The 12,953-nt window shown below is 48.9% G+C and carries 12 protein-coding genes; 6 read left to right on the forward strand and 6 right to left on the reverse strand.

Annotated elements, in window-relative coordinates:
• Nucleotides 1-58: 58 nt before the first annotated feature.
• From accC to acuI, 6 genes are all read right to left on the reverse strand, one after another.
• Nucleotides 59-1,408, reverse strand: a complete 1,350-nt coding sequence (gene accC / locus M988_RS01915) for an acetyl-CoA carboxylase biotin carboxylase subunit (protein ID WP_004097156.1) — start codon at nt 1,406-1,408, stop codon at nt 59-61.
• 11 nt (nt 1,409-1,419) lie between these two features.
• Nucleotides 1,420-1,881, reverse strand: coding sequence for an acetyl-CoA carboxylase biotin carboxyl carrier protein (gene accB, locus M988_RS01920; protein ID WP_004097158.1), 462 nt, complete (start codon nt 1,879-1,881; stop codon nt 1,420-1,422).
• A 92-nt stretch (nt 1,882-1,973) separates the two neighbouring features.
• Nucleotides 1,974-2,426 (reverse strand): type II 3-dehydroquinate dehydratase, encoded by a 453-nt coding sequence (gene aroQ, locus M988_RS01925; RefSeq protein ID WP_008815393.1) that lies wholly within the window; start codon nt 2,424-2,426, stop codon nt 1,974-1,976.
• A gap of 242 nt (nt 2,427-2,668) precedes the next feature.
• Complete coding sequence (gene msrQ / locus M988_RS01930; protein WP_008815392.1) at nt 2,669-3,268, reverse strand: protein-methionine-sulfoxide reductase heme-binding subunit MsrQ; 600 nt, start codon at nt 3,266-3,268, stop codon at nt 2,669-2,671.
• Between the two features lie 29 nt (nt 3,269-3,297).
• On the reverse strand, nt 3,298-4,299 hold the full coding sequence (gene msrP / locus M988_RS01935; RefSeq protein WP_008815391.1) for a protein-methionine-sulfoxide reductase catalytic subunit MsrP: 1,002 nt from the start codon (nt 4,297-4,299) through the stop codon (nt 3,298-3,300).
• 170 nt (nt 4,300-4,469) lie between these two features.
• Entirely contained in the window at nt 4,470-5,447 is a 978-nt protein-coding gene (acuI, locus tag M988_RS01940) for an acrylyl-CoA reductase (NADPH) (protein ID WP_064572601.1), read from the reverse strand.
• Nucleotides 5,448-5,743: 296 nt separating this feature from the next.
• Between acuI and csrD the strand changes: the two genes are divergently transcribed.
• The 6 genes from csrD (at nt 5,744) to rng (ending at nt 12,951) form a co-directional block, all read left to right on the forward strand.
• On the forward strand, nt 5,744-7,645 hold the full coding sequence (gene csrD, locus M988_RS01945) for an RNase E specificity factor CsrD (RefSeq protein ID WP_008815389.1): 1,902 nt from the start codon (nt 5,744-5,746) through the stop codon (nt 7,643-7,645).
• A gap of 441 nt (nt 7,646-8,086) precedes the next feature.
• Nucleotides 8,087-9,130, forward strand: coding sequence for a rod shape-determining protein MreB (mreB, locus tag M988_RS01950; RefSeq protein ID WP_004097166.1), 1,044 nt, complete (start codon nt 8,087-8,089; stop codon nt 9,128-9,130).
• 157 nt (nt 9,131-9,287) lie between these two features.
• Nucleotides 9,288-10,364 (forward strand): rod shape-determining protein MreC, encoded by a 1,077-nt coding sequence (gene mreC, locus M988_RS01955; protein WP_008815388.1) that lies wholly within the window; start codon nt 9,288-9,290, stop codon nt 10,362-10,364.
• Entirely contained in the window at nt 10,364-10,852 is a 489-nt protein-coding gene (mreD, locus tag M988_RS01960) for a rod shape-determining protein MreD (protein WP_004097168.1), read from the forward strand. The genes mreC and mreD overlap by 1 nt, the downstream gene beginning before the upstream one ends.
• Before the next feature lie 46 nt (nt 10,853-10,898).
• Complete coding sequence (locus M988_RS01965) at nt 10,899-11,492, forward strand: Maf family protein (protein ID WP_008815387.1); 594 nt, start codon at nt 10,899-10,901, stop codon at nt 11,490-11,492.
• Entirely contained in the window at nt 11,482-12,951 is a 1,470-nt protein-coding gene (rng, locus tag M988_RS01970; RefSeq protein ID WP_004097171.1) for a ribonuclease G, read from the forward strand. The genes M988_RS01965 and rng overlap by 11 nt, the downstream gene beginning before the upstream one ends.
• Nucleotides 12,952-12,953: the final 2 nt, after the last annotated feature.

Below are 12,953 nucleotides of genomic sequence, written 5' to 3' on the forward strand. Positions count from 1 at the left end.
CTAAAAAGCAAAAAGGCCGGTTACCCGACCTTTTAAGAGAGACAAAACTCACACGCAGTTATTTTTCCTGCAAGCCGAGTTTTTTCTCCAGATAATGAATGTTGGTACCACCGTGTTGGAAGTTTTCATCATTCATAATCTTTTGTTGCAGCTCAACGTTAGTTTTGATGCCGTCGATGATCAGTTCTGCCAACGCATTTTTCATGCGAGCGATCGCCACGTCACGGTTTTCACCGTAACAGATGAGCTTACCAATCATGGAATCATAGTACGGAGGCACAGTGTAGCCTGCGTAGATATGAGATTCCCAACGAACACCAAAGCCACCCGGCGCGTGGAAACGCGTGATTTTACCCGGGCTTGGCAGGAAGGTATCAGGGTCTTCAGCGTTGATACGGCATTCTACCGCATGGCCACGCACCTGAACTTCATGCTGCTTGATAGACAACGGTTGACCAGCGGCAATACGAAGCTGTTCTTTAATCAGGTCAACGCCGGTGATCATTTCGGTCACTGGATGTTCAACCTGAATACGGGTGTTCATTTCAATGAAATAGAACTCGCCGTTTTCGAACAGGAATTCGAAAGTCCCTGCGCCACGGTAGCCGATATCGACACAGGCTTTAGAGCAACGTTCACCGATGTAGCGACGGAGCTCAGGCGTAATACCCGGAGCTGGTGCCTCTTCGACCACTTTCTGGTGACGGCGCTGCATGGAGCAGTCACGTTCCGCCAGATAGATTGCGTTGCCTTGACCATCTGCCAGTACCTGAATTTCGATGTGGCGTGGGTTTTCCAGATACTTTTCCATATAAACCATGTCATTGCTGAAAGCTGCTTTAGCTTCCGCTTTGGTCATGATGATGGACTGTTCCAGGTCTTTATCGCCGCGAACAACACGCATACCGCGCCCGCCGCCGCCGCCAGAAGCTTTGATGATGACCGGATAACCGATACGTTTGGCGATGGCTTTGTTCTTCACCATATCGTCGCCTAGTGGGCCGTCAGAACCCGGTACGCAAGGGACACCTGCTTTTTTCATCGCGCTAATGGCAGAAACTTTATCACCCATTAGGCGAATAGTTTCTGCACGTGGGCCAATAAAGATGAAGCCGGAACGCTCGATTTGCTCAGCAAAATCGGCGTTTTCAGACAAGAAGCCATACCCTGGATGAATCGCTACGGCGCCGGTAATTTCAGCTGCAGAGATGATGGCAGGGATATTCAAATAGCTTTTGACTGATGGTGCAGGGCCGATACAGACAGTTTCGTCTGCCAGCAGCACGTGTTTTAGATCGCGGTCAGCCGTGGAGTGGACTGCAACGGTTTTAATTCCCAGCTCTTTGCAAGCACGTAGGATACGTAGCGCAATCTCACCACGGTTGGCGATAACAATTTTATCTAGCATGACTCGCCTCGTTATTCGATGACGACCAGAGGCTCGTCAAATTCAACCGGTTGGCCGTTTTCAACCAGAATGGCTTTCACCACACCGGATTTGTCGGCTTCAATCTGGTTCATCATTTTCATTGCTTCTACGATGCACAGCGGATCGCCTGCATTCACTTTTTGGCCAACTTCAACGAAGGATTTCGCATCTGGGCTTGGAGTACGGTAGAAAGTACCGACCATCGGAGAACGTACAATGTGACCGCTAATCGCTGCCGGAGCTTCTGCTGCCGGTGCTGCCGCTGGAGCCGCTGCTACAGGCGCTGCTGCTTGTGCAGGTGCTGCCGCGTAGTAAGGCTGCATCATTGGCATGCTGCCTGCTGCTGGGGCACGACTAATGCGTACTGATTCTTCACCTTCAGAAATTTCCAGCTCAGAAATGCCAGATTCTTCAACCAGTTCGATCAGTTTTTTGATTTTACGAATATCCATGTGTGATTCCGTACTCTTTGTTGTTACGTAGAATATAGATGTTCATCCACCCGATTCTAAACCATCGGTTTGGATAGGCAGGAATGACATCCTTAGTTAAATTTTTTCAGGCGGTTAACTGCCGCCTGCAGAGCGAATTCGTATCCATCAGCACCTAAACCACAGATGACGCCAACGGCGATATCAGACAGATATGAATGATGACGGAAAGGCTCGCGAGCGTGCACGTTTGACAGGTGAATCTCGATAAACGGGATCTGTACTGCCAGCAATGCGTCGCGGATCGCTACGCTAGTATGCGTAAATGCCGCTGGGTTGATCAGAATGAAGTCGGTGTTGCCACGAGCAGCATGAATGCGATCGATGAGTTCAAATTCGGCATTAGACTGCAAATGACTGAGCGAAACGTTCAGCGTATTGGCTGCCTGTTCTAAGTGGCCGACAATTTCCGGCAATGTTGTACTACCGTATTTGTCTGGCTCACGGGTTCCCAATAAATTCAGGTTGGGTCCGTTTAAAAGCAAAATGTTGAACTTATCTGCCATTGTGCTGCTATCTCCGGCAATCAGACGATCATCCGTCAAAATAACCCTATGTCACCGACTTGTCACCTTTTCTGTGTCAATTTGTGGCACAGATCGGCGTATAAGGTCGGGCATTATAATGATTTCGTGGCAATTAGCAGCTAAATACTGGTCGAATCAGCGAAGATATTCAACTACGAACTTCTCCAATTGGAAACACGTTGTATGAATTTCGGCAGAAAAATACTAATAAGTTCCAACCGTTACCGCCACCATTGGCGAATTTTCTGATAACGGAATGCTAACAAAATAACCGCACCAATCGCGTAAAAAATAGGCAGTGGCGATAGCGTTTTCACCGACCATAGATAGTGAATGGGGGCGAGAATGGCCACAATATAGACAAAATTATGTAATTTCTGCCAGTTGGAACCCATTTTTCGCATTGCCCATTGTGTTGATGTCGCTGCTAATGCAAGCAAAATCAGCCAACTGATGATACCTAACGTCAGATAAGGGCGTTTAATCAACTCACTACCGAGTAGTGAGAAGTCTAACCCAAGTTCAAGAATTGTATAGCTGGCTAAGTGAATAGAGGCCCAAACAAAGCACCATACACCGAGTAAACGACGACAGCGGATTAACAGCGGTTGTTTGCCATAGCGAGCCAGTGGAGTAATGAGCAAAGTGGCTAACAGCAGTTTTAGCGCCATTCTGCCGGTAAAGTGCTGAATATCTTTGGCTGGATCGGCGCTGAGCAATCCTTGCGTCGCAGCAAATACCAGCCAGAGTAGCGGCAGGCTGGCCGCCAGCCAGATCAGCACTTTGAGAATTTGTACTTGTTTAAGTGTTATTCTTTTCATCGTAGAATGATTCTCCGTACGCAATTCCCTTAGAAAAACGTCCTAAGATCCATGCCCTTATAGAGTGACGCCACCTGTTCAGCGTAACCGTTGAATAACAACGTAGGCTGACGTTTTACGTCCAAAATTCCACCCGAACCAATAAAACGTTCGCTGGCTTGAGACCAGCGAGGGTGGTCAACATGCGGATTGACGTTGGCGTAAAACCCATATTCATCGGGTGCGCTGGTATTCCAGGTTGTTGGCGGTTCGTCATGGGTGAGGCGAATGCTGACAATCGATTTGATTCCCTTAAAACCGTATTTCCATGGCACCGTTAGACGCAGCGGTGCACCATTTTGCGGTGGGAGCTCTTTGCCGTAGACACCTGTGGTGAGTAAAGTGAGCGGATGCATTGCTTCGTCTAGACGTAATCCTTCTATATAGGGATATTTCAATCCACCACCGATGAAGCGATCTTTTTGCCCAGGCATATTGTCGGGGTCATAGATCGTTTGAAAGGCAACATAGCGAGCTTTGCTGGTAGGTTCTGCCATTTTTAGCAGCTTACCAAGCTCAAATCCCACCCAAGGGATCACCATCGACCAAGCCTCAACGCAGCGCATACGATAGATGCGCTCCTCTAAAGCAAAGTGCTTATAGATATCGTCCATATCGAGCGTTAGTGGTTTGGCGACTTCGCCATCGATACGGATTTTCCAGCCTTCGGTCTTCAGTGTTCCCGCGTTGGCGGCAGGATCAGCTTTATCTAATCCAAACTCGTAGTAGTTATTGTAACCGGTGACTTTATCTTCAGGGGTTAGCGCTAGCTTGGCTTGATATTGCGCCGGTTGACTAAACTGGAGTGGTTTTCCTGCTGGCGCGGCGGGACGATCGTGGCCTTTAAACCACGAGAGTAAGTCGGCCTGCGCGGCATGGGGAAGGGCTAATGATGCCGCGGTAATGCCTAAGGCTTTTAACACACTACGGCGTTGGTGAAATACGCTTTCTGGTGTGACTTCTGCTTCGGTGAACTTCGGGAATTTGGCCATGATCGATGCCCTCGTTTTTCTTAATTATTGTCGCTCTTGAAAAACATGATGGCAGGATTTGCGCGTAATAGAGGAGTATCACGAAATTGTTATAAATGGGGGCAGACTTCCACTCCCCCTTATTAGCGGGAGTGGAAGTAATACAGAAATTAGCCAAGAATTTCTGTGGTTCAGCGCACCTTGACTAAGGTTCGGCCAGTGACTTTGTTATCCATCAGTGCGGCTGCGGTTTCTGCCGCGTTTTCTAAGGTGACTTCCGTAGCGGCTTGCTGATAGAAACTTTCTGGCAGTGAATCAGCTAAACGCAGCCACGCTTCAGTACGGCGCTCATGAGGGGTCATCACGGAATCCACTCCTTGCAGGCGCACATTGCGTAGGATGAACGGCATGACCGTGGTCGGCAGCTGATATCCACCGGCTAAGCCACAGGCTGCAACCGTGCTGTTGTAGTCCATCTGAGCCAGCACTTTTGCCAATACTTTGTCTCCAACCGTATCAATGGCTCCGGCCCAGATCTGTTTTTCTAATGGGCGGCTGTCTGCGGTGAAATCACTGCGGGGCAGAACGCGTTCGGCTCCGAGTGATTTTAGGTATTCTTCATTACTCTCGCGGCCACTGACGGCAACAACGCGGTAGCCTAATCGGCTCAGCAGTGCTACAGCCGTACTACCTACACCGCCGCTGGCTCCGGTGACCAGAATTTCTCCGCTGTCCGGTGTCACTCCGCCGTCTTCTAAAGCCATGACGCACAGCATCGCAGTAAAGCCTGCAGTACCAATAATCATAGCCTTACGGGCATCTAGGCCATACGGCAGCGCAACTAACCATTCGCTGCTCACACGAGCCTGTTCGGATAGGCCACCCCAGTGATTTTCACCTACACCCCAGCCAGTGAGAATCACTGATTGGCCAACGTGAAAACGGGGATCCTCGCTGTGGTGCACAGTACCTGCGAAATCGATGCCGGGAACCATCGGAAAGTTGCGTATAATTTTTCCTTTGCCGGTGATCGCTAGGGCATCTTTATAGTTCAGGCTAGACCACTGGACATCAACGAGAACATCTCCGGTAGGGAGATCGTCAGTTTTCAGAGTCTGAATATTGGCAATGGTTTTGCCATCAAGTTGTTCAAGCACTAAAGCTTTCATGCGGGATCCTCGTTGAGGTCGTGAGATTGCCGAGCGAACCGTCGGGAAGTGATAAATCGTGAAAAATTATAAATCGGTAAAAAATAACTACCGAACTAATTGTTGATAGAAATCGTCTCAGATTAATCAGTAATTCGCTATGCTAGTAGTAGATTAATCAGTGTGTGAATAATTTGAAAAGTTGTCTTTGATATAGAGCAATGAAGCTCTTAGGATGTCTGCATTGTGTAAAGGAAAAGCGCTTGGGTGCCATATTTCTTGGCTAAGTTACATTATATAGGTGGGTACTGACAGGGATGCGTATCACAACCAAGTTATTTGCGTTTATTACTGTTTTAGTCGCATTAGCCATGCTGCTGATGTTGCTAGGCAGTACATACAGTTTTTTCAATCAGAGTCACACTCACGCTGAGCGCCAATTGAATGCGTTGGCGACCACGATTGATCAGCTTCTCCTCACCGAGCCGCGCGATAACGTTAAAAAATGGTTGCCGGTGGTGATGCGCTCCTCCGGCGTGAGTGAAATCATTGTGCATAATGACGCCCATCAGGTCTATCAGCTTAAATTGCCCAATACGTATAACGTGTGGGATACCCTGACGAATCAGCGCTATGTCGAAGCAACGTTAATGCATCATCCGGGCTATAGCCTAAAAATGGTGTATATCGATCCTACCGCCAGTTATACCCGCTCACTGGAGACAATGTTTCCGGTTACGATCTCTATATGTTTGATGATTGTGGTGTTGCTCTTTAGCTATCGCTGGCTGCGTGAACAAACCCTTGGGTTAGAAAAGCTAGAGCGTAGAGCACGTAAAATTCTTGCTGGTGAACGAGAGAATGCGGTTCGTGGAGACGTACACGAGTTTCCTCCTAATGCGAGCAGTGCGATTGACCGATTACTCTCCGATCTTGCTGATGCTAGAGAAGAACGTGGACGTGTTGATACGCTGATCCGCGCATTTGCAGCACAAGATTCTCGAACCGGCCTGAATAATCGCCTCTTTTTTGATAACCAACTTACGACACAGCTTGAAGATGAAGGGGCCCATGGGGTTGTGATGGTTATCCGTGTGCCTGATTGGGAATCGCTGGCTGGCTTACACGGAAAACGGGAGCGAGAAGAATTCCGTTATTCGCTGGTGAATATGCTATCGACGTCGGTTATGCGTTATCCATCGGGTTTATTAGCTCGTTATTTTCAAAATAATTTTGCCGTATTGCTTCCTCATCGTTCATTAAAAGAAGCGGAAGGATTTGCAGCGCAGCTCATTAACTCTATTAGCGCAATACCGCCGGCCAACGGAATTGACATCGAAGAAGTACTGCATATTGGTATTAGCCTATACCACTATGGACAAAGTACGGAACAGGTCATGGATCAGGCGGAGCAGGCAGCACGTAATGCCGCATTACAGGGGAGTAATGGATGGTTCGTGGATGATAATCCCGTTCCTGAGGTGGTGCGTGGTAGCGTCAAATGGCGCACTTTGTTAGAACAAACGCTGGCACGAGGCGGCCCAACGCTTTTGCACAAAGAAGCCATCGACGTTAATGGTGATGTGCATCACCACGATATCCTGCCTTATATTTACGACGGTGGTCAGGCATTACCCAGCGCTGAATATTATCCGCTAGTTCAACAGCTTGGTATGGCTGAAAGTTACGACCGCCAGATGCTGCTTCAGATTATTCCGTTATTGCGTCATTTTTCTGCAGAGAAACTGGCCTTTCCGGTTAGTATTGACTCATTATTGCAGCGCAGTTTTCAACGTTGGTTGCGCGATACTCTGCTTCAGAATGAAAAAGCGCTCCGTCAGCGCATTTTCTTTGAATTAGCTGAAGCGGATGTGAGCCAGCATATAGACCGCTTGCGCCCAGTTGTTAGACTGCTGCAAGGACTCGGATGCCATATTGTTATTTCTCAAGCGGGCTTAAAAGTGGTTAGCACTTCTTATATTAAGCAATTGCAGGTGACGTTGGTAAAACTTCATCCCGGCTTGGTCCGCAATATTCACAAGCGCGTAGAAAATCAGCTGTTTGTTCAGAGTCTGACAGGTGCCTGTGAGGGAACCTCGGCGCAAGTTTTTGCCGCAGGTGTTCGCACCAAAGAGGAATGGCTGGTGCTAAAAGAGAAGGGAATTGCCGGCGGTCAGGGCGATTTCTTTGCAAAACCGAGACCGGTTAGCCGTGTGTAAAAAAAATATTCGCATAGGCAATAAATTGGCCTTTTTGTCGCGTGAAATTCACGTAGAATAGCGCGCGACCAAGTCATTCATAGTTGGTAGGTGCTAACGTTTGTTTATCGCCTGCCGATTGATACAAAGGACCGTGCGCAGTATTCAACGCATTTACGCTAATGGATCTGCTGAGCAGTATATTGTCTGTCGGTCAGTTTTAAAGCTTATGTGTGCTGTGTTTTACTGTTAAACGAATTACCGGCGTGGTGTTTCTGTGGCTGTTGAAGGTGAGATTGTGCTGTTGTTTCTCTGACCTGCGAGCCTAATTCGTTGAATCTCAAACATGGTGTAAATTTTCACCGAAGTAGGACGTTTTTGCGCCTTGTCGCTGCTTCGTGTGGTTGGTAAAGTAGGCGGATTTTATTTTTCGCCCCCAGCTTTCAGGATTATCCTTCAGTTATGTTTAAGAAATTCCGTGGCATGTTTTCAAATGACTTGTCCATCGACTTGGGTACAGCCAATACCCTGATTTATGTGAAAGGACAAGGCATTGTATTGAACGAACCGTCCGTCGTGGCGATTCGTCAGGACCGCGCAGGCTCCCCGAAAAGTGTTGCTGCGGTAGGGCATGAAGCTAAGCAGATGCTGGGTCGTACACCGGGCAATATTGCTGCAATTCGTCCAATGAAAGACGGTGTTATTGCCGATTTCTTCGTGACTGAAAAGATGCTTCAGTACTTTATCAAACAGGTTCACAGCAATAGCTTCATGCGTCCAAGCCCACGCGTTTTAGTGTGTGTGCCGGTTGGCGCAACTCAGGTTGAGCGTCGTGCGATCCGTGAGTCTGCTCAGGGTGCTGGCGCACGTGAAGTCTTTCTGATTGAAGAACCGATGGCTGCGGCAATTGGTGCTGGCCTGCCTGTGTCTGAAGCAACTGGCTCAATGGTTGTGGATATTGGTGGTGGTACTACCGAAGTTGCCGTTATCTCCCTGAACGGTGTGGTTTACTCCTCTTCTGTTCGTATTGGCGGTGACCGCTTTGATGAAGCCATCATTAATTATGTGCGTCGTAACTACGGCTCACTGATTGGTGAAGCAACCGCTGAGCGTATCAAACACGGTATCGGTTCTGCTTATCCGGGTGATGAAGTTCATGAGATTGAAGTTCGTGGCCGTAACTTAGCTGAAGGTGTTCCACGCGGATTCACGCTGAACTCCAACGAAATCCTCGAAGCGCTGCAAGAGCCTCTGACCGGTATCGTGAGCGCGGTGATGGTGGCTCTGGAACAGTGTCCACCAGAGTTGGCTTCTGACATCTCCGAGCGTGGGATGGTTCTGACCGGCGGTGGTGCACTGCTGCGTAATCTGGATCGTCTGCTGATGGAAGAAACCGGTATTCCAGTGGTTGTTGCCGAAGACCCGCTGACCTGTGTGGCGCGTGGTGGTGGTAAAGCGTTGGAAATGATCGATATGCATGGCGGTGATTTGTTCAGCGAAGAATAATCAGCCAGTAGGCAGAGGCTTGGCTTCTGCTTGCCGGTGATGCCACGTGTTTGCCACCGGTTTGGGATCCCCAAGCCGGTGGTTGTGCATCGTGGAATCGCTAATACCGCTCGGGAAAATTTGCCTGTTTCCCTGCTGTCGAGGATAACGCAATTTTATGAAGCCGATTTTCAGCAGAGGTCCTTCTCTGCAACTCCGACTTTTTCTGGCCGTGGTTGTTGCTATAGGATTAGTAGTTGCAGATAGCCGTTTTGGCACTTTTCTGCACATCCGTAGCTACCTCGATACCGCCGTCAGTCCATTTTATTATCTGTCAAACGGACCCCGTCAGATTCTGGACAATGTATCCAATACGTTGGCCACTCGCGAACAATTGGAACTGGAAAACAGGGCTTTACGCCAAGAACTCCTATTAAAAAATAGCGATACCCTGTTACTCGGCCAGTTTAAGCAAGAGAATGCTCGCCTGCGCGAATTGTTAGGTTCACCGCTACGTCAGGATGAGCACAAGATGGTGACTCAGGTTATTTCAACGTTGCCCGATCCTTATAGCGATCAGGTGGTGATTGACAAGGGCAGTAACAGCGGTGTTTATTTTGGTCAGCCTATAATTAGCGATAAAGGCGTGGTGGGTCAGGTTGTTGCGGTTGGTAAGATGACCAGCCGCGTGCTGCTTATCTGTAATGCATCGCATGCCTTACCTATTCAGGTCTTACGCAACGATATCCGCGTGTTGGCTGCGGGCAATGGTTGCACCGACGATCTCCAGCTTGAACATCTACCGGCCAATACCGACATTCGTGTGGGCGATGTGCTTGTGACATCGGGATTAGGTGGACGCTTCCCAGAAGGCTATCCGGTTGCCGTTGTCTCTTCGGTTAAAGTTGATAACCAGCGTGCGTATACCGTAATAAAAGCGCGCCCAACAGCAGGGCTCCAGCGCCTGCGCTATCTGTTGCTGCTGTGGGGAGCCGATCGCAACGGCACGATGCCGCTGCCGCCAGATGAAGTGCATCGCGTTGCCAATGAGCGTCTGATGCAAATGATGCCACAGGTATTGCCAACGCCGTCAGAGATGGGGCCACAGCAACCTGCTCCAGCCGTAGGGATCACGCCTCCAGGCACCACTGCCGTAGCACCAACGACGCCAGCGGCACCTGCAAATAACAGCGCCGCACCCGCAGTGTCACCATCCGCAACGTCGCTTCCTGCTCGTACGCAAGGGGGCCGTTAATGTCGGGATATCGTAGCCAAGGTCGCTGGGTTATTTGGCTATTCTTTTTGCTGGCCTTCGTTTTACAGATCATGCCGTGGCCGGATGAGTTGATGATGTTTAGGCCTAATTGGTTAGCGCTGTTTCTGATTTATTGGGTTATGGCGTTACCACACCGCGTGAATGTGGGCACAGGGTTTGTGTTGGGGCTAATCTGGGATTTGATCTTAGGTTCAACGCTTGGCATTCGGGCATTGGCCTTTAGCCTGCTGGCCTATTTAGTCGCATTCAAGTTTCAGCTATTCCGCAATATGGCGCTATGGCAACAGGCTTTGATGGTGGTCTTACTGACTGCGGCGATGGACATTGTTGTTTTCTGGGGGGAATTTGTTATTGCAAATGCCTCTTTCCGTCCAGAGGTATTCTGGAGTAGTGTGGTTAACGGTGTACTTTGGCCGTGGCTATTTCTGCTGATGCGTAAGGTACGCCGCCGTTTTGCGGTTCAATGATCTACCTCTGGGTAAAGATCATTCATTTATATAAAGAGAATTATCAATGGACTCTATCTATCTGGGATCTGGATCGCCGCGCCGTCGTGAATTATTAGCGTTAATGGATATTCCATTTGAACGACTGATTATTGATGTGGAAGAGCAGCGTCAGCCAGAAGAGGCTCCGTTGGAATATGTATGTCGTTTGGCACAGGACAAAGCGCGTGCCGGCGTTGAAGCTGCGCCTGAAGATAAGCCTGTATTGGGTGCTGATACGATTGTTGTCCTTGATAGACAAGTATTGGAGAAGCCGCGCGATCGCGAGCATGCAGCGCAGATGCTACGTCAACTGTCGGGGCGAACCCATCAGGTGATTACGGCGGTTTCACTGGCCGATCGCCAACATCAGTTATATTGTCATGTGATTACCGACGTGACATTTCGGGCTCTCAGTGAACAGGATATTCACGACTATATCGCCAGCGGCGAACCCATGGATAAAGCAGGTGCATACGGAATACAAGGAAAAGGTGGCTGCTTCGTGAGATCCATTGCCGGTAGTTATCATGCCGTGATGGGACTACCGTTAGTGGAAACACAGGAGCTACTTGAACAGTTTATGGCGTTACGGGACGTGAGGAGAGACCATGACAGCTGAATTGCTAGTTAACGTTACACCTTCAGAGACACGGGTCGCCTACATTGACGGGGGGATCCTGCAAGAAATCCACATCGAACGCGAATCTAAACGCGGTATCGTTGGCAATATTTACAAAGGGCGTGTCAGCCGTGTACTTCCCGGTATGCAGGCCGCATTTGTCGATATTGGATTAGATAAAGCAGCCTTCCTACATGCCTCGGACATCATGCCGCATACTGAATGCGTAGCGGGTGATGAACAAAAGAATTTCCATGTCCGCGATATCGCTGAGCTGGTTCGTCAGGGGCAAGACCTGATGGTTCAGGTGGTAAAAGATCCTTTGGGTACAAAAGGTGCCCGTCTGACAACCGATATCACGCTACCTTCTCGCTATTTAGTGTTTATGCCGGGAGCTAGCCATGTCGGCGTGTCTCAGCGTATTGAGGGGGAAGCGGAGCGTAATCGATTGAAATCGATCGTTTCCGAATACTGTGATGAGCAGGGCGGTTTTATTATCCGCACTGCGGCTGAAGGTATTGATGACGAAGAACTGGCACAAGATGCCGCATTTTTAAAGCGTTTGTGGACCAAAGTGATGGAACGCAAACGTCGCAATAAAACCAAATGTAAGCTGTATGGTGAATTGGCGTTGGCGCATCGTGTATTGCGCGATTTTGCTGGCGCTGCTTTGGATCGCATTCGTGTGGATTCTCGTCTTAATTTTGACTCGCTTACCGAATTCACTCGCGAATATATTCCAGAAATGACGTCTAAGCTGGAACTCTATGCCGGTAAGCAACCGATCTTCGATCTTTATGATGTTGAGAATGAGATCCAGCGTTCGCTCGATCGTCGTGTTGAACTAAAATCGGGTGGCTATCTGATTATCGATCAGACCGAAGCGATGACAACGGTAGATATCAACACCGGTGCCTTTGTGGGTCATCGTAATCTGGATGAAACCATCTTTAATACGAATGTAGAGGCGACACAGGCTATCGCGCGTCAGTTACGCTTGCGGAATTTAGGTGGCATAATCATTATTGATTTCATCGATATGAGCAGTGAGGATCATCGCCGTCGCGTTTTACATTCGTTAGAACAAGCGCTCAGTAAAGATCGTGCAAAAACCAGCATAAATGGATTTTCCCAGCTAGGATTAGTGGAAATGACGCGTAAAAGGACGCGTGAGAGTATTGAGCACGTACTGTGCAGCGATTGCCCAACTTGCCGTGGACGCGGAACGGTGAAAACGGTCGAAACGGTGTGCTATGAAATTTTGCGTGAAATCGTGCGTGTTCATCATGCTTATGACAGTGACCGCTTCCTGGTTTATGCATCACCCGCCGTGGGCGAAGCGCTGAAAAGCGAAGAGTCTCATTCTTTGGCTGAGGTAGAGATTTTTGTCGGCAAACAGGTCAAAGTGCAGATTGAGCCGCTCTACAACCAAGAACAATTCGACGTGGTTATGATGTGATT

It is taken from the genome of Hafnia paralvei ATCC 29927 (assembly GCF_001655005.1).
In the GTDB taxonomy this organism is placed as follows: domain Bacteria; phylum Pseudomonadota; class Gammaproteobacteria; order Enterobacterales; family Enterobacteriaceae; genus Hafnia; species Hafnia paralvei.

Bases quoted from the DNA above. Each gene is read 5' to 3' on its own strand.
- csrD (WP_008815389.1), top strand. From the start codon at position 5,744: ATGCGTATCACAACCAAGTTATTTGCGTTTATTACTGTTTTAGTCGCA.
- accB (WP_004097158.1), bottom strand. From the start codon at position 1,881: ATGGATATTCGTAAAATCAAAAAACTGATCGAACTGGTTGAAGAATCT.
- msrP (WP_008815391.1), bottom strand. From the start codon at position 4,299: ATGGCCAAATTCCCGAAGTTCACCGAAGCAGAAGTCACACCAGAAAGC.
- acuI (WP_064572601.1), bottom strand. From the start codon at position 5,447: ATGAAAGCTTTAGTGCTTGAACAACTTGATGGCAAAACCATTGCCAAT.
- mreC (WP_008815388.1), top strand. From the start codon at position 9,288: ATGAAGCCGATTTTCAGCAGAGGTCCTTCTCTGCAACTCCGACTTTTT.
- msrQ (WP_008815392.1), bottom strand. From the start codon at position 3,268: ATGAAAAGAATAACACTTAAACAAGTACAAATTCTCAAAGTGCTGATC.
- M988_RS01965 (WP_008815387.1), top strand. From the start codon at position 10,899: ATGGACTCTATCTATCTGGGATCTGGATCGCCGCGCCGTCGTGAATTA.
- mreD (WP_004097168.1), top strand. From the start codon at position 10,364: ATGTCGGGATATCGTAGCCAAGGTCGCTGGGTTATTTGGCTATTCTTT.
- rng (WP_004097171.1), top strand. From the start codon at position 11,482: ATGACAGCTGAATTGCTAGTTAACGTTACACCTTCAGAGACACGGGTC.
- accC (WP_004097156.1), bottom strand. From the start codon at position 1,408: ATGCTAGATAAAATTGTTATCGCCAACCGTGGTGAGATTGCGCTACGT.
- aroQ (WP_008815393.1), bottom strand. From the start codon at position 2,426: ATGGCAGATAAGTTCAACATTTTGCTTTTAAACGGACCCAACCTGAAT.
- mreB (WP_004097166.1), top strand. From the start codon at position 8,087: ATGTTTAAGAAATTCCGTGGCATGTTTTCAAATGACTTGTCCATCGAC.